Below are 18,972 nucleotides of genomic sequence, written 5' to 3'. Positions count from 1 at the left end.
ACCGTCAGGTGGCGATGAGTTGGGTAGGGAACAAGGATGAGCACACAACACGCTGATGTTCACATTGGGCCACGTCTGCGCGGGCGCTCAGTGATCGTCACCGGCGCCGCCTCAGGAATCGGCGAGGCAGCGGTGCACCGGCTCGTGGCGGAAGGGGCCCACGTCGTCGCCCTAGACCTGCAGCCGAACGTCATGCGGGACTGGTCGGGGCCAGTCGAGGGCAAGGTCGGTGATGTCACCTCCCTGGACGACCTCCGAGCCTGCATCGACATCGCGATGCAGCGGTCAGGCCGGCTGGACGGCGTGGTCGCGGCGGCCGGGATCGCGCAAGGGGGATCCGTCGGAGAACTCACCCCCGAGAAATGGCAGCGCGTCATCGAGGTGAACCTCACGAGCGTGTACCTGCTGGCGCACCTGACCGTACCGCTGTTCGCCGAGGCCGGCCGCGGCTCCTTCGTCGCCATCGCCTCCCAGGTCGGGCTGGTCGGCTACCCGACCAACGCCGGCTACTGCGCCGCCAAGGCCGGGGTGATCAACCTGATGCGCTCCATCGCCGTCGACTACGGCCGGCAGGGGGTGCGCGCCAACGCCGTCTGCCCGGGCCCGATCGACACCCCTATGACACAGGTCGGCTTCGCGCAGACGGGAGAGGACTACAGGGTCGTTATCGGCCGCGTCCCCGCCCAACGGATGGGTCAGCCCGAGGAAGTGGCGGCAGGGTGCGCATATCTGCTGTCGGATGACGCTCAGTACGTCAATGGCAGCACGCTTACGATTGACGGCGGATACACCGCACAATGATCAATGCCTCGTGCCGGCATCGCAACCACTTGCATGCCGCGTTCAAAGGCTGCATTGCCTGCCTGCCGAGCAATCAGTTGCAGCAGGCCCGTTGATCCGGCCACCGGTTCATCACCTTTAGCCACACACATTTCCTGGATTGGAGTGATTGATTTGTCTGCTCGTCGCGCGATCATTGCCAAGGGCGCTGCCGCCCCGACCGCCTCCTACTCACAGGGGATTGCATTCGGGAACGTGGTGGTAACAGCGGGCCAGGTCGGCAGCGATCCGGTCACCGGCGAACTCAAGGACGGGCTGGGCGAGCAGGTCCGCGCGGCCATCGCTAACCTGGCGGCGGTACTGGCCGCAGAGGGTCTGGGTCTGGAGGACGTCGTGAAGACGACGTGCTTCCTGACTAACATCGACGACTTTGCCGAGTTCGATGCGGTCTACCGCGAGGTCTTTCCCCAGCCGCTACCCGCCCGGAGCACCGTAGGCGTCGCCCTTGCCGGAGATCTGCTCTTCGAGATCGAGGCGTGGGCGGTCAGGCCGTGACCGTGCCGCCGCCAAGAGCGGCCGGTCTGCCGACGCTGGACGTCGTGACACTCGGTGAGGCGTTGGGAAGCCTGCTCGCGACGCAGGTCGGCCCGCTGGACGACGCCACTCACTTCGAGCGCCGCCTGGCCGGGTCAGAGGTGAACACGGCGATCGCCCTTGCCCGGCTGGGGCATCGGGTCGGCTATCTCGGAACGGTCGGCGACGATCTCTTCGGAAAAGCCGCTCGGGCTCGATTCGAGGCCGAAAACGTTGACACGACGATGCTGACCACCAGCCGGGACGCCGCGACGGGCCTACAGATCAAGGAGCGCGTCGTCGGGCGCGACCCGACGTATGTCTACTACCGGCAAGGCAGCGCCGGCTCGAAGCTTGCGGCGGCTCCTGACGTCCTTGAGTATCTGACGGCGGCCCGACACCTGCACGTCACCGGAATCCCCCTCGCGATTTCCCCGTCGGCTCGCCACTGCGCCTTCAAAGCTGTGGAAACAGCACGGAACAATGGCCTACCGGTGAGCTTCGATCCCAACCTGCGGCCGGTTCTATGGCCGGATCACAAGGAGATGGTCGACGTCGTCAACGCGCTGGCCATACAGTGCGACTGGGTCCTGCCAGGCCACAGGGAGGGAACGGTACTCACTGGGAGCAGCGAACCCGAGGGGATCGCCCAGTTCTACCTATCCCGCGGCGTCCGCGGCGTCGTGATCAAGCTGGGCTCGCGCGGCGCGCTGCTGTACACCGCCAACGCAGTCTGGCGGTGTCCACCCTTCGCTGTTGAGGTAGTGGACACCCTGGGCGCCGGCGATGGCTTCGCGGCCGGATTCATCAGCGCGCTGATCGACGGGGAGCCGGCGGAGCGGGCCCTAGAGAGGGCCTGCGCGGTGGGGGCCATCGCCACGACCAGCGAAGGCGACTGCGATGGGATGCCGATCCGAGCTGAGTTGGCCGACTTCATGGCAGCCCACCACGGCACTATCTCAGAACCGGTGCTCGAAGGGGCGGTGGGGTAGTGGCGATGCAACTACAGGTGGCTCTGGACCGCATGCCCGTAGCGCGTGCGGTTGACCTTGCCCGCAAGGTCGCCGAGCACGTGGATTGGATCGAAGTTGGAACATCGCTGATCAAGGCGCATGGCATGACCGCCGTTGCCGCAGTCGTGGCCGCAGCCGGAACGACACCCGTCCTAGCGGACACGAAGACTGCTGACGACGCCGTAACCGAGGTGGACATGTGCCACGCTGCGGGAGCACAGGCGATGAGCGTGCTGGCTCTGGCACCGGACGACACGGTTCGGGCTTGTACGACCCGGGCCCATGAGCTGGGCATGGAAGTCCTTGTCGATCTGCTGGCAGCCGGCACCGAGCGTTTCGACAAGCTCCTGACTGACTTCTCTGGCTCGTCTCATCTGGTCTGGGCTACTCACATCGGCAAGGACCAGCAAAAGCGGCATTCCGTGGGCCATGCGCTCGACCAGATGGCGGCTAAAGCCAAGGGACACCGGCTAGCCCTGGCCGGCGGGCTTGTCCAGACGGACGTGGCGGCACTCACACAGTCCTACCCAGACCTTCGAGTCATCGTGGGCTCGGCCATCACCAAGGCCGTAGACCCGACGGCGACTGCCGCGGCGTTCCGGCAGCTGCTTACCAACGAGCCGCCTACAGCCCAGAGCCTGAGCGAGGTAACTCCATGACCGGCACTTCTCACGGCGATCCGATCGATGCCATTACGGGAGAGATCGCGGCTGCCTTGGCTGGGTTGGACCGGTCGGGTATCCCCGCCCTGGCCCAGCTGGCAATGCGAGGTCACCGCGTGTTCGTCACCGGCGAGGGCCGCTCCGGCTACATGGCCCGCGCCTTCGCCATGAGGCTGATGCACCTGGGAACGCAGGTCTACTTCGTCGGTGACACCTGCACCCCGGCGGTCGCCGCTGGCGATGTGATGGTGGCGGTGTCAGGATCCGGCACGACGGCTTCGACGGTCCGCACCATGAAGGCCGCGATAGCCAACCGGTGTCAGGCGGTTGCCGTCACCAGCGACCCCTCGTCCGAACTAGCCACCATGGCCGACCTTGTGCTGCATGTTCCCGGTGCTACCAAGCACCGCAGGAAAGGCGAAGCGCTGACCAGCCAACCTCTGTCCAGCCTCTTCGACCAGTGCGTCCACCTCGTCCTCGACGCTGTCTGCCTGACTATCGCAAACAGCCGGCGCATCGACAACGAGGCTGCCATCAGAGCCCACGCCAATACCGAATAACACTCACAACGAATCCCACCCAAACCGCCGTCCCCAAGCGCGCCTTGGCGTCGCAAGAATGGATAGTCGTGGCCCAGCGAATTGTGGACCTAAGTCTCACCGTCTCCGACAACATGCCGGTACAAGACGCTTTCCAGCGACCCGTCTACGTCACGCTGCAAACCCATGAGAGCAGCCTCGCTTTTGGTGCGGGCACCGCAGACGACCCGCATACCTCCTCGTGGAAGTATCTTGGCCTGGTCGAGCACACGGGAACCCACGTGGACGCCTTCTTCCATATGAACCCTCAGGGGCAGACGATTGACCAGATGCCGATCTCGATGTTCTTCGGGAAGGCCGTCTGCTTCGACATGACACACATACCGGACCTCGGCGAGATCACCGTTGTCGATCTCGAGCGGGCGCAGGAGAACACGGGGATCCACGTGGACGGGCACATCGTCCTGCTCAACACGGGATTTCATCGTCGGCACTATCCCGACAAGCGTCTGTTCGACCTCAATCCAGGTCTGTCGGTCGAGGCCACTCACTGGCTGGCGGACCACGGCTCACTCGTGCATGGCGTCGAGGGCCCGTCCACCGACATCATGAGCACGAACCTGTTCCCCAGCCACCGGGTCTGCCGCGACCGGGGTATCACCCATTACGAATGGCTCGTGAACCTGGAAGAACTCGTCGAAGTGGGGGAGTTCACCTTCTTCGGGGTCCCGTTGCGGCTTGACAAGGGGACCGGTTCACCCGTTCGCGCCTTCGCCATCGTTGAGGAATGACGGGGCGCCATGATCAAGTCGGTGGGTCCGTCCGATGATCCGGCACATCATTCCGCTGAACGACACGACGCTGCACGGATCCTTCTCGCGTGACCATGCGCCGATCCTTACCGTCAGGTCCGGCGACACCGTGGAATTCTCGACGCTGGACGGCGACTGGCTACTGAACCTCGAGCCGGGCCCCCCGGTTGCCCACGGCGATGAGTGGCCTGGACGCAGGCCTGGCGTCGACTCCGGGCATGCGCTGTCCGGGCCGGTGTACATCGAGGGTGCACGACCCGGGTCAGTGCTGGCAGTCGAGATCAACGAGATCAGGCCTGCCGGATGGGGTTGGAGCCGGGCTGGCGGCCGCGACGCCAGACACGACCACCTCTTGCAAGTCGACGGAGGCGGCGAATACTACCTCGGCTGGAGCATTGACAGCGAGAATCGGTTTGCCACGAGCCATGAAGGCCATACGGTGGCGACCCGCCCCTTCATGGGAGTCATGGGAGTCGCTCCAGCAGAACCCGGAATCCATTCGACTCACCCCCCTCGCGTGACAGGCGGCAATATCGACTGCAAGGAGTTGGTAGTCGGGTCAACCCTCTACCTGCCGGTCGCCGTGAACGGCGCACTCTTCTCGGTCGGCGACGGCCACGCGGCTCAGGGCGACGGCGAAGTCGGGTCCACGGCCATCGAATGTCCTATGGAGTCCGTCGTCCTGACTCTGACGGTGGTTACTGATGTTCAGCTCACTACCCCACGGGCCCGAACCCGGAAGGAGTGGCTCACCTTCGGCTTCGCGAGATGCCTCGACGAAGCCACGTACATGGCATTGCGTGACATGATCGACTTGATGCAGCAGCTATATGGCTTCGAGCGGAAGGAAGCTCTCAACCTCTGCAGCCAGACGGTCGACTTGCGCATCACCCAGATCGTCAACGGTGTGCTCGGAGTCCACGCGGCGCTTCCGCACTCTGCAATTCAGCCCAAAGTCGCGGTAGATCCAGGCGACTGGTGGTCCAGGGTGCCCACAACGAGGGAGGCTCCTGATCGGCCCGAATAGAACAGGTCTGGCGCCGGCTCCGACATCGGGCGACGAGCCGCGGGCGGCGGTTGATGGCGGAGCCCGAGGCCGATCCGCAGGGCGCCGTGCTCGCGCAAACGGCACGTCTGACCACTCCACACAACTAGGAGCAGCATGAACGTCCCCGAGGTGTTGCGCCAGCACCGTCTCGTGCCCGTCGTCGTCCTCGACGACGCCGCTGACGCCGCGCCGCTCGCCGACGCGCTCGCGGCCGGCGGCCTACCCATCGCCGAGATCACCCTGCGCACCCCCTCGGCCATCGAGGCGATCGGCCGGATGGCCGCCCACGGTGGAATAGTGGTGGGCGCCGGTACGGTCACCAGCGTGACGCAGGTGGACGACGCGGTGCGGGCCGGCGCGACGTTCGTCGTGTCGCCTGGCTTCAGCGAACCGATCGTCCGTCGCTGCCGGGACCACGGGGTCTTCGTGCTGCCCGGTGCCACCACTGCGACGGAGGTCATGGACGCGCTAGCCGCCGAGGTCACGGTGCTGAAGTTCTTCCCCGCCGGCACCTCCGGCGGCGCCGCGGCGGTCGCCGCGCTGTCCGCGCCCTTCGGCCAGGTCTCGTTTGTTCCGACCGGCGGCATCGATGCCGCGTCAGTGGGGGAATACCTCGCGTTGCCGTCCGTCCTCGCCGTCGGCGGCAGCTGGATGGTGCCCCGCTCGATGATGGCCGCCGGTGACTTCGCCCGGGTGGCCGCGCTGGTCGCGGCGAGCGTCGCGGCCGTCGCACGCTGACCAACGCCCGCCTGAACCTTGTTGGCCAGGGCGTACTCCTGGGGAAAGCGGCAGCGGTAGTAGGCGACGCCGTGGGAGTGCTGGCCCTGCATCTTGCGGCCACAGATTCCGCAGTGGACCAGCCTCTTGAAGATGTAGGGGTGGCGGGACCGGTTCGTTCGTTTCGGCGAGGTGGCGGTGCGAGCCCGCCGGTTGAGCATCTCCTGGACGCGGTCGAACTCTGCCTGCTCGATCAGGGGTTCGTGGACCAGTTCGTTGGAGGTGACCCACCGGTCACGCTGGTCCACCAGCCAGGAACGACCTCGCCGCCCTGGTGCAGCGGTTCGGTGGGCCGTACGAGATAGGCCAGGATGCGCCCGAGGGCTTCATCGTCCGGGGCGTGCCGGAGGAGGTGGGCGCCGATGCCGGTCAGCCCGGAGATGATGTCGTATTCCGCCATCCGCGGCAGCCCTATAAGGCACGGGTTTCGAACGCGGGTCTATGAGCCGGAGCCCGTCGTACGTCGTAGTCGGCGAAGTCTTTGACGTTGAATGTGATCAGCGGAAGCCGTTCGACGATGCAGCAGGCTGCGATCCACGAGTCTTTCACCGGGTGCGGTCGGCCCGGGTTCCTGATCGAAGGGCAGAGCTCTGCGACGAGAGCCAAGAAACCGAGGCGAACTGGGGCAACACAAGCACGCTACCACCAGTTAATCTGGCGTCCACCACAAGCGACTCCCGGCACACATCAACGCGATGAGGGTCCTGGATCGCCGGGGCATTGTGGCTCGCCAAGTACTCGGACCGCAGCGACAACAGAACATGGGGTAGAGACGAAGATGCCAGTGCGACCCACCCTGCTCACCCTGATATCAGCCCCCAGATCGGGCTCACGGAGTGCGGCGACCTGTCACTACCGTTGTGGTGACGCCTGCAGCAGTCCGGAGCCCAACACCTCTGACAACGTGCACTTCTCCGATCTCGTGGAGCGGTCGCTCACGCGGCGCGCACTGCTGCGGGGTGCCGTCCTCGGTGCCGGGACCCTGGTCGTGGGAAACCATGCGGACACCCCCGCGGCGGCCGCAGCCGAGCCGACCGCCGGCCACCCCGTCGGCGGACCGCGTGGGATCAGCGTTGCCCGAGGGGCGTGGACGCCCGTCCCCCCGAACGTTCGTGACGAGGTCACCGTTGCGCCGGGGTTTCGCTCGCAGATCGTGATGTCCTGGGGTGACGCCGTGCTCCCGGCCGCGCCCGCGTTCGACGTGCTGCGCCAGACCCCGGAGTCAGCGGCCCTACAGTTCGGGTACAACTGCGACTACGTCGCAGTCCTGCCCCTGCAGCGCGATCGTGTGCTGCTGGTGTGCAACCACGAGTACACCAACGAGGAGCTGATGTACCCGGCAGGGGTGTACGACGCGGACACCATCAGCAGGATCGCCATCCAGTCGCACGGCATGTCCGTGGTCGAGCTGACGCGTCGACGAGACGGATCGTTCGTGCCGGTCCCACCGAGTCGGTCTAGGTTCAACCGTCGGATCACGGGCTCCACCGAGTTCCTCGTCGACGGGCCGGCTGCCGGCGATCCGCGGCTGAGGACGGCGGCCGACCCAACCGGTAGACGGGTGCTCGGAACGCTCCAGAACTGCGCAGGCGGCACGACGCCCTGGGGCACGATCTTGTCGGGGGAGGAGAACTTCAACGCCTACTTCGACGCCCGTGACGGTGCGACGCTGGACCCGCGCTACACCGAGAGCTACGCCCGCTACGGGGTCGAGGTCGAGGAGTTCCGCGCCTGGCGGAACGTGGATCCCCGATTCGACCTGGAGGTCGAGCCGCACGAGCCCTTCCGGTTCGGATGGATCGTGGAGATCGACCCCTACGATCCTCGCTCGACGCCTCGCAAGCACACCATGCTCGGGCGCTTCAAGCACGAGGGCGCCAACATCGCAGTCAGCAACGAGGGCCACGCCGTCGCCTACATGGGGGACGACCAGCGCGGCGAGTACCTCTACAAGTTCGTCTCGCGCGACAGGATCGACACACGCCCGACGCGCCGGGCTCGGCAACGGAACATGAGCCTGCTCTCCGCGGGCACACTGTACGTCGCTCGGATGACCGGTGATGGCACGCAGGACGGCGAGTACGACGGCTCGGGCGAGTGGATCCCACTGGCCAGCGACACAACGTCCTTCGTCGAGGGCATGACGGTCGCCGACGTCCTGATCGACACTCGCATCGCAGCGGACAGGGTCGGGGCGACCAAGATGGACCGGCCCGAGGACGTCGAGCCGCACCCCACCAGCGGCCGGGTCTACGCCGCGTTGACCAACAACTCCTCGCGTGGCACCGCCGCCTACCCGGTGGACGAGGCTAACCCTCTGGGTCGGAGCAACGTCCGCTCCGAGCTCGGCGCCCCCCTGACCGAGAAGAGCGGAAACCGGAACGGCTACGTCGTGGAGTTGGAGGAGAGCGGCACCGACCACGGCAGCACGACGTTCTCCTGGCGCCTGCTTCTGGTGTGCGGCGACCCGGAGGCACCGGAGACCTACTTCGCCGGATATCCCAAGGACCACGTCAGTCCGATCAGCTGTCCGGACAACCTGACCTTCGACAGCGTCGGCAACCTGTGGGTGGCGACCGACGGCAACGCCCTCGGGTCGAACGACGGCCTCTTCCGTGTGCCGCTGGCAGGGCCCCGGCGGGGACAGGTGCACCAGTTCGCCACCGTTCCGGTGGGGGCCGAGCCGTGCGGACCCTTCATCAGCCACGATGACCGGGCTGTGTGGTTGGCTGTGCAGCATCCCGGCGAGACCGACGGCTCCACCTTCGAAAGCCCCTCGAGCACGTGGCCGCACACCCACGCGTTCCCGCGGCCGTCGGTCGTCGTGATCACCTCCTGAGACAAACGGGGCCGAGAGGGTCGATCTTGTGAGACCGGCCCTCTCGGTCCTCGCCTCAGGCCATCGTCGCGCGAGTGACGAGCATCGGCGCGCCGTACACGGTGAACATCGTGAAGCCCCAGTACGTCGAATCGATCGATGTGGCGCCGAGGGCGGTGATCATGGACTCCCACTCGGCCGCCGACCGGTACGACATGGGGTAGGCGACCGTCTCCTCCTTCATGAGGCAGGAGGAGACGTCGATCAGCGACAGGGCGGCGACTTTATCCTCACCGCTCAGCTTCCGGTACTGCTGCGTCAGGGCGTTGTCCGTCAGGCCGGGCCGGTCAGCCCACGAGTCCTCGACGATGAGGATCTCTCCGCCGGGGCGCACGATGCGAGCCGCCTCGGCGAGCAGCGCCTCCTGCACGGGCTTGGTCCAGTGGTGGAGGGCCACGCGAAATGCCACGGTGTCGGCACTGTCGTCGTCCAACGGGACCTTGGTCACGTCGTCCTGATGGACGAAGTCGAGGCGCTCGCCCGTGAGGACGTTCGGATCGTTGCGGTGGTCGACTCCCGTGACGTGCTTGACGGCTGGGTTCACTCGCAGCAGGTAGTCACCGAACCCGTTGTTGTGATTGCCCATGTCCACCACGTGTCCGTGCGCACGGTCGAGGCCGGCGACCAGGAGGCTCCGGTGCCAAGCGCCCTCCTTGTCGTTGGTGAGACGCGCGCCGAACCCGGCTTCGTCCCACCTCGCGCGGCAGTCCGCGAAGACAGCGTCGACCTCCTCGACACTGCCGCACGCCTCCAGCCGAGCCAGGCTGTCGCTGATCAGGCGGCCGGCGTCCGAGCCGGCATGCAAGGCGTACGTCACCGGCACCACCTCCCGGATCAGGTCGAACGCGGCCGTACGCTCACGGAAGTCGTAGTAGATCCTCTGCGCTTCGACACCGAGGTAGGGCTCGTTGAGCGTGACAGACACTGCTTGTTCCCTTCTTGACGCGAATTCCGCGTCGCTGAGTGGCGACCGGTAGGCCGAGTGGCACCGACGCATGCGGGTGATATTCACGTGGAGGCAGGGTCCAAGCCCTTCGAACCGCAAGCGGTGCGCGAGCGGCTCGTCCCTTCCTGTTCCACGGGGCAGAACTCGGGGTTCGACGGGGGTCAGCGCGCGCCGTACTCGGCGAAGATCTCATCGAGCACGCGGCGGGAGTTCACGGCGTCCGCGTCAGACTCGCCCACACTGTTGGCGCAGGACACCAGCGTCTTCCACAACGCCCAGCCGCGGCCGCGCGACCACAGCGCGTCGTCGACGGCCAACCGCTCCCGGAAGACCCCGCGACCTTCAGCGGTCAGCAGCGTCCACGCGATCGCCAGGTCACACGCGGGGTCGCCCACGCCGCAGGTGCCGAAGTCGATGACGGCCGAGAGGTTGCCCTCATCGAGCAGCAGGTTGCCCTGCGCCAGGTCGCCGTGGAACCAGACGTCGACGCCGTTCCACCGCGCGTCCAACGCGTACTTCCAGATCTCGAGAGCCAGCTCGTCGTCTATGTGGCCACGCAGGTCGTCCAGCGCGTCGTGCGTCGTCTCGTCGTAGGTGAGAAGTGTCGCGCCCCGGAACCAGTTGTGAATTCCCGGTTGCGGCCCTGCAGTGGCGTCGACGCGTTGCAACGCACCGACGAAGTCGGCCAGGTCCTCCGCGAGACCGATCGGATCAGCCACCGTCTCGAAGCTCGCGGGCTGACCTTCGATCCACTCATAGACCGACCAGGAGAACGGGTAGTCCGCTCCTGGCTCGCCCTTGGCGAGCGGAACGGGGATCGGACGCGGCAGAGACTGGGCCAGCACCGGGAGCCACTGGTGCTCCTTGTCGACGGCCAGGGCGTACTGCCACGCACTGGGCAGGCGAAGCAGCATCGTGTCGCCGAGGTGGAAGGTGAAATTGTCCCAACCACCGTTCTCCACCGGCACGACCGGGAGGGAGGCCCACTCGGGAAACTGACCGGCAACAAGCCGCTCGACCTGTTCCACGTCGATGGAGACGCGCTCCGGCCTGGGACCGAGGTCTGGGATGTCGTTCATGAGGAACCCTTGTCTGAGTCGGGGACATGGCCGGGCACACGGACGATAGACTGCCGCGAGTAACACGACATGGCACTCGTCGACGAGGAATCCTCCGTATGATCGACCTCAGCTTGCCAAATTTCGACGAATTGCGGGCAGTCGCCGAGGCGGCCGCCGCATCGGCGGGCAGGGTCATTCTCGAGCACCGCAATGACCGGCGGACGCTGCACCTGAAGTCTTCTCCGTCCGATCCGGTGACCCAGCTCGACAAACGCAGCGAGGCACAGATTCTGCGGCTGCTCGCCCGTATGCGATCGGATGACGGAATTCTTTCCGAAGAGAGTCCTGAGAGGCCATCGGCGAGCGGGGTCCGATGGGTCGTCGACGCTTTGGACGGCAGCGTGAACCACCTCTACGGGATCCCGCACTGCGCCGTGAGCATCGCGGCCGAGGTCGATGATGGACACGGCTGGAGGGCGGTCGCCGGCGTGGTTCACGACCAGGTTCGGGCAGAGACCTTCTCTGCGTCCCGGGGAGGAGGTGCCGCGCTCAACGGACGACCGCTGCGAGTCAACGAACCGGTGTCGCTCTCGCAGGCTCTTGTCGCCACTGAGTTCTCCTATGCGGTGGAATCCCGCCGTCGGCAGGTGGAGGTGCTGCGTCGTGTGCTTCCAGGCGCACGTGACATCCGGTGCACCGGAAGCTCCGCCCTCGACCTGTGCTGGACGGCGGCCGGTCGCTTCGACGCGTTCTATGAGGACGAGCTGCAGCGGTGGGACTGGGCGGCCGGCCGGTTGATCCTGGAGGAGGCCGGCGGCCGCACGGCCCCCCTCGGCACCGGCGTCCTGGGGGCAGGACCGACGTTGTATCACGAGCTGGCGGCGATTCTCGGCATCGCGTGACGGCGCTGTCACCCGTTGCGCAGGAAGTCGTCGACGGCGTCCTGTGCCGCACGGCGGCTGAACCCGGCGAGAACCGGATTGCTGTCGTGGTAGTAGGCGGCGGCGATCACGCCGATGCACAGTGCCCAACCGCGTCCGCGGGCCCACGTGTCGTCATCGATCGTCAGAGAGCTTCGGAAGGTCTCCCTGCCGGCTTCCGTCAAGAGCATCCATGCACCCGACAGGTCGAGCGCAGGGTCGCCCACGCTGAGCATCTCCCAGTCGATGACCGCACTCAGCACGCCGTTGTCCACCAGGACGTTTCCCGGGTGCAAGTCGCCGTGCGACCACGCTGGCGGACCTTGCCAGGCCGGAGTCCTGACGGCGGCCTCCCACGCAGCGGTGGCGGCCGCGGTGTCGAACGACGTAATGTTCGCCAGGGCCTGCCGGACCACCGGATCCCGCACCGCCAGTGGCAGGCCCCGCATCCCGCTGTGCTCACCGGAAAGAGGCCCGTCGGTGATCGTGACCTGCTGCAGCTCTTCGATGAGCGTCGCCAGCTGGCGTGCCATCGCGTGCTCGTCGGTCACGGGCGTGTGAACGGCCTCGTCACCATCCAGCCACCCGTAGACCGACCAGTGCCATGGGAAGTCGCTTCCCGGCTCGCAGGCGTGCACCAGGGTCGGGATGCGCAAGGTCAGGTGTTCGCCGAGCGCGGGCAGCCATCGCTGCTCCTTGCGGATGTGGTCGGCGCACCACGCGGTCTGGGGCAGTCGTACGGCGAGATCGTCGCCGAGCCGGTAGATGGTGTTGTTGACGCCCGCGGTCGCGAGGCGCTTGAGCGGCATCTCCGCGAGCTGTGGCGCCTGGGACCGCAGGAGCCGTCGCACCAGTTCGTCGTCCGCCTCGATCCGCAGTTCATCGGACATGGCGAGGTACTCCCTCCAGTGAGGTCCGAGCTGAGCCGGACATGCCCGGGGACCGGACAGTGGCCGACCGGTTATGCCACCGACGGGTGACGGAGGAACAGGCCCCGGTACATGCAGCGGCGCTGGTCCGCGGTGTCTCGGTAAGCGGTGCGCCCATGGGAGATCCTTGTGTTGTCGAAAATGATCGCCTGCCCGGTCGCCACCTTGAACTCCGCGTAGTGGGGACTACCCGGTTCGCTGGCCTCGGCGAGAAACTTGATTCCACGCCGCAGATCGTCCTCGTTCACTTCGTCCGGCACTGCCCACGAATCGGTGTCCGTCACGCTGTACCGGGATACCAGAGCCCCGTCGATGACGGAGACGGTGGGGCCGCGATTCTCATCGGTGCATCCGTTGATGTTGGCCGTGCGGACAAGCGTTCCGGGCGTCGCCATCGCGACGGCGGCATCCGGGTCCAGAGCCAGGAGCTCCGCATAGGCCGCGGAGGCGTCGAACAGTATCGTCTCGCCGCCCTCGTCGGCGGCGCACTCGCAGACGAGCATGCCGGCCTTGACGAACCCGATGTCCTGCAGCGTGCCGTCAGTGTGGAGCCGCTGGCAATCGGCTCTTCCGAAGGACGGATGGTCGGCGTCCGAGGTGCCGGAGTTTCGTCCCGCGGAGATGGTTGAGAAAGGCTTGGGCTTGCTCGCGCCCATTGTGTACAGCGGTGGTATGAACGGATCGCCAAGGCGCAGCGACGCTCCGAGGGCCTTCAGCGTGGCCGGCACCGGGTCGTCGGCGACCAACTCGACGACGCAGAAGCCGTTCTGATCGTAACGCTGGACGATCTCGCGGGCGGTCTCCGAGCCGACGTCGGACGCGTCCGCGATGGCGACCGGCCGCTCAGGAATCGCGTCGAAAGCTGTGATCACTCTAGCGGCGGCGGCTGACAGTTCTTGCAGGCTCGGGACGGTCGACATGCTTGGTTCCCCCCTGGATGTGTGCCTTCAGGCTGTGGCTGCTTCGCGGTGCGCCTGGGTCGCGGCGCGAGAAGACGGTTCCGGTCAAGATCTAGTCGACCGGAACGTTCGACTCGAAGATCTGGTGGATCATGGGTGGTGTCTCGACAGGCTCGTCACTGATGTCGAAGGCCCGGGTCAGCAGGCCCACGGCCATGTCGTGATCGCCACCGTTGTAGTGCAGCTCGGCCAACGTCTGACCAACCTCGACCCGACTGCCGACGCGCGCCGTCACCCACACACCAGACCCGTGGTCGAGCGGTGCTCGATGTGCGAGGCGACCAGCACCCACGTGGACGGAGGCCATACCGACGGCGCGGGGGGCGACATCGCGGACCCAGCCCGCGCGGATGGCGGTGATGGGCACAACGTGCTTCGCGCCTGGCAGAAGTTCTGGGCGCTCAAGAGTCCGGCGTTCCCCACCTTGCGCGGATGCCCACTCCAGGAAACGCTCGTAAGCCGCACCGCTGGCGACGGCCTTCGCGACTCGAGCATCCGCCTCAGGGTCGGATAGCGTGGGATCCGCGCTCTGCAGCATGAGCCGGGCCAGGACCGAGCAGGCTTCCCACAACCCAGGAACCTGCTCGCCCCGCAGCGTGGACAACGCCTCCTTGATTTCGAGCGCGTTGCCCACCGCGCACCCCAACGGCTGGCTCATGTCACTGAGCACTGCCCCGCAGGTCAGCCCGAACTGCCTCGCGAGCCGCAGCATCGTCTCCGCCAGGAGCCCGGCTCGGGATCGGTCCGGGATGAGGGCCCCAGCGCCTGTTTTGACATCCAGCACGAGCCCGCTGGCCCCGACGGCCACCTTCTTGCTCACGATGCTCGCCGCGATCAGAGGAATGCTCTCCACGGTGCCTGTGACGTCGCGCAAGGCATATGTGGCACCGTCGCCGGGTGCGAGAGCCGGACTCTGGCTGACAATGGTCATGCCCACTCGCTCGACGAGCGCGTAGATGTCGTCCGGCCCCAGGTCCAGGCGGATGCCTGGTATCGATTCCAGCTTGTCGATCGTGCCGCCGGCGTGACCCAGCCCGCGCCCGCTCATCTTCACCACGGCGACACCGCACGCGGCGACGATCGGAGCCACCACCAGACTGACCTTGTCGCCGACGCCACCGGTGCTGTGCTTGTCGAGGACGACGCGGTCCATCCGGTCGAGGTGCAACCGCTCCCCGCCGCTGACATAGGAGTCGGTGAGCTCCGTGAGCTCGGCTAGGTCCAAGCCGCGGCACGCGATGGTGGCCAGCCAGGCAGCCATCTGATGGTCCGGGACGCGGCCGTTCACGTAATCGTCCACCACGCCGCGTATGTCCGAGGCCGGCAGCCGTTCGCCCTCCCGCTTGGCGACGATCGATGCCTGGACCCGGGACGAGGCCCGCGCTTCCTCGGCCCCCGTGTGATCGCTGCTCATCTCAGCCTTCGACTCCGTCCAGCGCTGAGCCCATGCGGCTCACGATGTCGTCGATGACATCGGCGTCCGCGGTCAATGGCGGAACCACCATCACGACGGGCCCTTGCTGGCGCACCAACAGACCATGCTTCCGGGCGCCCTCCGCCAACGCGGTCGCGCTGTCGTGGCCGTCCATCTCGAGGATGGCCAGCATGCCCAGGCCGCGGACGTCTCGGACGAGGGAGTGGCCGGTCGACGAGGCAAGCCCGTCCAGGAGACGTGTCCCCATAAGGCGGGCGTTCTCGACCAGGCCGTCGTTCTCGATGACGTCCAGGACCGCGATACTCGCCGCACATGCCACGGGGTGACCACTCGTCGTGTGTCCGTATCGAATGCCGCCGAAGAAGGCGTCGTCGACGAAGGTCTGGTAGATGTGGTCCTGGATCGCCACCGCCGCGATGGGAGCATAGCCGCCGCTGAGCCCCTTGCTGCTGACCACGATGTCGGGCGTGATCTCCTCGTGCTGGAATCCGAACATGCGCCCGGTGCGGCCGATCCCGGTGAAGACCTCGTCGATGATCAGCAGGACGCCGTGCTCGTCGCACAGCTCGCGCAGGCCGCGGAGGAAACCCGGCGGCAACACCACGCCTCCGCCGACGTTGATCAGTGGTTCGACGAGCACGGCCATCGGCAGGTCGGCTGGATCCTGGGTGATGGCCTCGGCGAACGCGGCGAGCAGCAGAGGGGTGGTCGCGGGGTCGCGAGCGTCCCGGTCGGTTCCGGGGATGGTCACCGGGGTGACCCGGAGGGGGTCGTTGAACCAATGGGCGGTCGGTGGGAGCTGGGAGAGGCTACGCGCCAGCGTGGTGGAGCCGTGGTAGCCACGAGCGAACGTCACCACCCGCGTTCGAGGCCGGTCGATGTGCGCATAATACGAGGCGGCAATGAAGCAGGCCGCCTCGATGCCCTCGCTGCCGCTGTTGGTGAACAGGATGCGCGAGAGTCCGTGAGGCAGGTGTGCCGACAGCCGTCGCGCGAGCAGCCCGGCGATGTCGTGATCGTGCATGGACAAGTCGACGCCCTGCATGCGGGCCATCTGGTCGCTCGCGGCCGCGACGACCTCCGGCCGTCCGTATCCGCACGCGGCATTCAGCGAGGACGCATCGATGTATTCCGTTCCGTCGAAGTCCCACAAGCGCTCGCCGAGAGCACGGTCCGCCACGACACGGCCGGGCGACTCCACGATGGGCGACCAAGGTCGAATGACGAGACGGTCGATCGCGACGCTGTGTCCTGAGTGGGCATCGTACTCGCGGCGGTCCGATTTGCTCATAATTCCCATGAGTCAGCCTCCCCGCCCCCGTGTATGGCGGCCGTCCTCGGTGCTTGTCCAGCGATGCCGCCACACGATACAAGCCTGTCGGCCGATCCGTCAGCCCCGATGTCCGGCCCCTGATGTCGGCGGGAGAAGTGCTGGGGGAGCTCGCGATCACGTTGCCGCATCACGCCCGGACGGCTCGGTAGACCCAGCGCCGGCTGTCGGAGCGCGGAGGCTCGGCGCGATAGTCGGCGGTCACCTCGATGTCGCGGAAGCCCGCCTCCCGCAGTACGTCGGTGAACTCGTGCACGTTCCAGTGCTGCAGGAAGAACCGACGTAGCTCTGTTGCCACCAGCACACCGTCCTGCCACTTCTCGTAGCGGGTCAGCTTGGCGGAGAAGTTGGAGACCGGGTCGTAGTCGATGCGAACATCCTGACGAGTCCATATGGTCGAGCCGGCCTCCCAGAACTCGATCGGACCCAGCTCGGTCGCCACGTTGGGCGGGCTGAGGTCGAGCAGGAGGGTGCCCTGGGGGGCCAGTGACCGATGAAAACAGCGCAGCGCGTCCAATGTCGCCTCGCGGCCCTTGATGGCGCGGATAGATCCGCGCGGAACGATGACCGCCGCGTACGCGGCCTCGCGCACGAACTCCGTCATGCTCGCGGTGAACAACTCGGCGCTCACACCATGTTCCCGGCAGTTCCGCTCGCACGCGGCAATCATCGCCGCGGAGTCGTCCACACCGGCCACGGTGTGGCCTGCCGCGGCGAGAGGGATGAGGACGCGGCCCGTGCCACAGGCCGCCTCAAGGATCGGGCCGTCCACATCCGCGACCCGCGCGCTGTAGTACTCGACGTCGCCGACGCTGTGACCGATCGGTTGAGAGATCTCGTACATCTCAGTGACCAGGTCGGAGTAACTCACATTCATCTCGGCTCGCTCCACTGATGAGGGTCCGGGGTATCGCCGCTTCCCAGCGGGATCACGCTCCAGGAGGGCTCGTGCCCACGCGTCGACCCTAGAGCAACGAGACGTGGCGCGTGCGGTGGTCCCGACCCGGCATTGCCGGACCCGCAGGCCCCTGCAGGGCGGCTCGACCTTCATGGTCCGCCGGCTGGGGCGCGGTGGAGGTGACCTCACCACTGCCCATGCCGAGAATAACGGCTCGACTGTGGAACGTTGGTGAGCGGTAGAGTGCGGGTGGTGCCGCCACGGCGGTACGCGGCTTGGGTTGCACGGGCGACGTCGTGCAGCCCCGACGAGGGGGGTCGCCGTTGCCGGCGCTGTTTGAGTGCGACACATACGTCCGCAGGGCCGAGAACCTGGAGCGGGCGTGACGACATCCGCCGTCCAGCCAATCGCGACACCGCGGATCGCCGTGATCGCGGGCGCACCCATGCTGGTGGGCGCAGCGCGTGCTCTCGGCATCGAGACGGTGTTCGTCCATGACGCGTTTCAGCCGACACCGTCGGTGGCCGCTGAGGCCGACCTGGCGATCGCCGTGGACCTGTCGGACTTCGAAGCTCTGCACGCAGCGCTGGCTCCCCTGCACGCCGCGCATCCGTTCGCGCGGGTGATGTCGCTGACCGAGCTCGGTCTCCTGCCCGCGGCTGCGGCCGGCGAGCGGCTCCAGGTGCCGGGCAACTCGGTGCACACAGTGGGCCTGCTGCGGGACAAGCGGCGCATGCGAGACGTCCTGAACTCGCACGGCATCAGCCCGGTCCGGGCCGCCACGCCGGCGAACCAGGCCGAGCTCAGCTCGTTCTGCCGGATGGTCGGCGGGCCGGTCATCGTGAAGCCGGCGGAGGGGACCGGCAGCGAGGCGGTGATCCGCGTGGCGACGGCGGATCTGGCCGCAAACGCATGGCGCGCGTTCGAGGCGGCGGGCGGTGTCGACCCGATCGCCGAGGAGTACCTCGACGGGCCCGAGGTCAGCGTCGAGACCTTCTCTCACGACGGCAGGCACTCCCTGCTCGCTGTGACCGACAAGCTGGTGAACGCCTCGTTCGTGGAGGTCGGCCACACGCAGCCCAGTGCCCTGGCCGAGTCCGCTCTGGCGGAGGTCGATGCGCTCGTGCGCGCGTTTCTCGACGTGATCCAGTTGACCGAGGGACCCGCCCACACGGAGATCAGGATTACCGCACAGGGCCCTCGCATCATCGAGTCGCACAACCGCATCGGCGGTGACAAGATCAGCGAGCTGCTGCGGCGGGGCTATTGGGTTGGAATGCCTGGGCCCCACCCAGGCCGCCCCCTCCGGCTGCTGCGGCCGCCCCCCCATGCGCCCGTCCCCCCGGGGGGGGGCGCCCCCCCCCTCCGCGCGCGCACCGCCGTCTGCCCCCCGGGGGGGCCGGCCCTCGCCC

Annotated in this window: 19 protein-coding genes and 1 pseudogene; 11 read left to right on the top strand and 9 right to left on the bottom strand. The window is 66.9% G+C overall.

What is annotated here, in order from left to right:
• The first annotated feature begins 36 nt into the window (after positions 1-36).
• From FXF52_RS28025 to eda, 8 genes are all read left to right on the top strand, one after another.
• Complete coding sequence (locus FXF52_RS28025) at positions 37-801, top strand: SDR family NAD(P)-dependent oxidoreductase (protein ID WP_148801332.1); 765 nt, start codon at positions 37-39, stop codon at positions 799-801.
• 144 nt (positions 802-945) lie between these two features.
• On the top strand, positions 946-1,335 hold the full coding sequence (locus FXF52_RS28020; RefSeq protein WP_222870714.1) for a RidA family protein: 390 nt from the start codon (positions 946-948) through the stop codon (positions 1,333-1,335).
• Positions 1,336-1,379: 44 nt separating this feature from the next.
• Positions 1,380-2,345, top strand: a complete 966-nt coding sequence (locus FXF52_RS28015) for a sugar kinase (protein ID WP_222870713.1) — start codon at positions 1,380-1,382, stop codon at positions 2,343-2,345.
• Between the two features lie 5 nt (positions 2,346-2,350).
• A complete protein-coding gene (locus FXF52_RS28010) occupies positions 2,351-3,025 on the top strand; it encodes an orotidine 5'-phosphate decarboxylase / HUMPS family protein (protein WP_148801330.1) in 675 nt (224 codons plus the stop codon).
• Positions 3,022-3,588, top strand: a complete 567-nt coding sequence (gene hxlB / locus FXF52_RS28005; protein ID WP_148801329.1) for a 6-phospho-3-hexuloisomerase — start codon at positions 3,022-3,024, stop codon at positions 3,586-3,588. Before FXF52_RS28010 ends, hxlB begins: the two co-directional genes overlap by 4 nt.
• A 68-nt stretch (positions 3,589-3,656) precedes the next feature.
• The gene (locus FXF52_RS28000; protein WP_148801328.1) at positions 3,657-4,358 is read left to right on the top strand and encodes a cyclase family protein; all 702 of its coding nucleotides are present in this window, start codon (positions 3,657-3,659) and stop codon (positions 4,356-4,358) included.
• Positions 4,359-4,392: 34 nt separating this feature from the next.
• The gene (locus FXF52_RS27995; RefSeq protein WP_148801327.1) at positions 4,393-5,406 is read left to right on the top strand and encodes an acetamidase/formamidase family protein; all 1,014 of its coding nucleotides are present in this window, start codon (positions 4,393-4,395) and stop codon (positions 5,404-5,406) included.
• 135 nt (positions 5,407-5,541) lie between these two features.
• Positions 5,542-6,165 carry a bifunctional 4-hydroxy-2-oxoglutarate aldolase/2-dehydro-3-deoxy-phosphogluconate aldolase gene (eda, locus tag FXF52_RS27990; RefSeq protein WP_148801326.1) on the top strand — a complete coding sequence of 208 codons (624 nt, stop codon included), beginning with the start codon at positions 5,542-5,544 and terminating at the stop codon, positions 6,163-6,165.
• A 56-nt stretch (positions 6,166-6,221) separates the two neighbouring features.
• On the opposite strand, the pseudogene FXF52_RS44170 reads toward eda, so the two are convergent.
• Together FXF52_RS44170 and FXF52_RS27985 are read right to left on the bottom strand one after the other, a co-directional pair.
• Positions 6,222-6,365, bottom strand: a pseudogene (locus FXF52_RS44170) (hypothetical protein); the annotation flags it as partial.
• A 32-nt stretch (positions 6,366-6,397) separates the two neighbouring features.
• The gene (locus FXF52_RS27985; RefSeq protein ID WP_255472416.1) at positions 6,398-6,604 is read right to left on the bottom strand and encodes a hypothetical protein; all 207 of its coding nucleotides are present in this window, start codon (positions 6,602-6,604) and stop codon (positions 6,398-6,400) included.
• Positions 6,605-6,982: 378 nt separating this feature from the next.
• Between FXF52_RS27985 and FXF52_RS27980 the strand changes: the two genes are divergently transcribed.
• Entirely contained in the window at positions 6,983-9,043 is a 2,061-nt protein-coding gene (locus FXF52_RS27980; protein ID WP_148801350.1) for a PhoX family phosphatase, read from the top strand.
• A gap of 55 nt (positions 9,044-9,098) precedes the next feature.
• On the opposite strand, the gene FXF52_RS27975 is transcribed toward FXF52_RS27980, so the two are convergent.
• Positions 9,099-10,094 carry a class I SAM-dependent methyltransferase gene (locus FXF52_RS27975; RefSeq protein WP_222870712.1) on the bottom strand — a complete coding sequence of 332 codons (996 nt, stop codon included), beginning with the start codon at positions 10,092-10,094 and terminating at the stop codon, positions 9,099-9,101.
• Positions 10,095-10,189: 95 nt separating this feature from the next.
• Entirely contained in the window at positions 10,190-11,107 is a 918-nt protein-coding gene (locus FXF52_RS27970; protein WP_148801325.1) for an aminoglycoside phosphotransferase family protein, read from the bottom strand.
• Between the two features lie 98 nt (positions 11,108-11,205).
• Between FXF52_RS27970 and FXF52_RS27965 the strand changes: the two genes are divergently transcribed.
• Positions 11,206-11,991: an inositol monophosphatase family protein gene (locus FXF52_RS27965; protein WP_148801324.1), complete on the top strand. Its 786-nt coding sequence runs from the start codon at positions 11,206-11,208 to the stop codon at positions 11,989-11,991.
• Positions 11,992-11,999: 8 nt separating this feature from the next.
• Here FXF52_RS27965 and FXF52_RS27960 read toward each other — a convergent pair whose 3' ends face one another.
• The 5 genes from FXF52_RS27960 to FXF52_RS41875 form a co-directional block, all read right to left on the bottom strand.
• Positions 12,000-12,899, bottom strand: a complete 900-nt coding sequence (locus FXF52_RS27960) for an aminoglycoside phosphotransferase family protein (RefSeq protein WP_148801323.1) — start codon at positions 12,897-12,899, stop codon at positions 12,000-12,002.
• 71 nt (positions 12,900-12,970) lie between these two features.
• Entirely contained in the window at positions 12,971-13,858 is an 888-nt protein-coding gene (locus FXF52_RS27955; protein WP_148801322.1) for a TauD/TfdA family dioxygenase, read from the bottom strand.
• Positions 13,859-13,949: 91 nt separating this feature from the next.
• The gene (locus FXF52_RS27950; protein ID WP_148801321.1) at positions 13,950-15,311 is read right to left on the bottom strand and encodes a thymidine phosphorylase; all 1,362 of its coding nucleotides are present in this window, start codon (positions 15,309-15,311) and stop codon (positions 13,950-13,952) included.
• Between the two features lies 1 nt (position 15,312).
• The gene (locus FXF52_RS27945) at positions 15,313-16,623 is read right to left on the bottom strand and encodes an aspartate aminotransferase family protein (protein ID WP_187413743.1); all 1,311 of its coding nucleotides are present in this window, start codon (positions 16,621-16,623) and stop codon (positions 15,313-15,315) included.
• A 169-nt stretch (positions 16,624-16,792) separates the two neighbouring features.
• Positions 16,793-17,554, bottom strand: coding sequence for a class I SAM-dependent methyltransferase (locus FXF52_RS41875; RefSeq protein ID WP_222870711.1), 762 nt, complete (start codon positions 17,552-17,554; stop codon positions 16,793-16,795).
• Positions 17,555-17,942: 388 nt separating this feature from the next.
• Here FXF52_RS41875 and FXF52_RS27935 point away from each other — a divergent pair.
• A partial coding sequence (locus tag FXF52_RS27935) for an ATP-grasp domain-containing protein (protein ID WP_187413741.1) occupies positions 17,943-18,972 on the top strand: 1,030 nt, incomplete at its 3' end.

The sequence above is a fragment of the Micromonospora sp. MP36 genome (assembly GCF_008119785.1).
Taxonomy (GTDB): domain Bacteria; phylum Actinomycetota; class Actinomycetes; order Mycobacteriales; family Micromonosporaceae; genus Micromonospora.
This window is presented reverse-complemented; position numbering and strand designations above follow the sequence as displayed.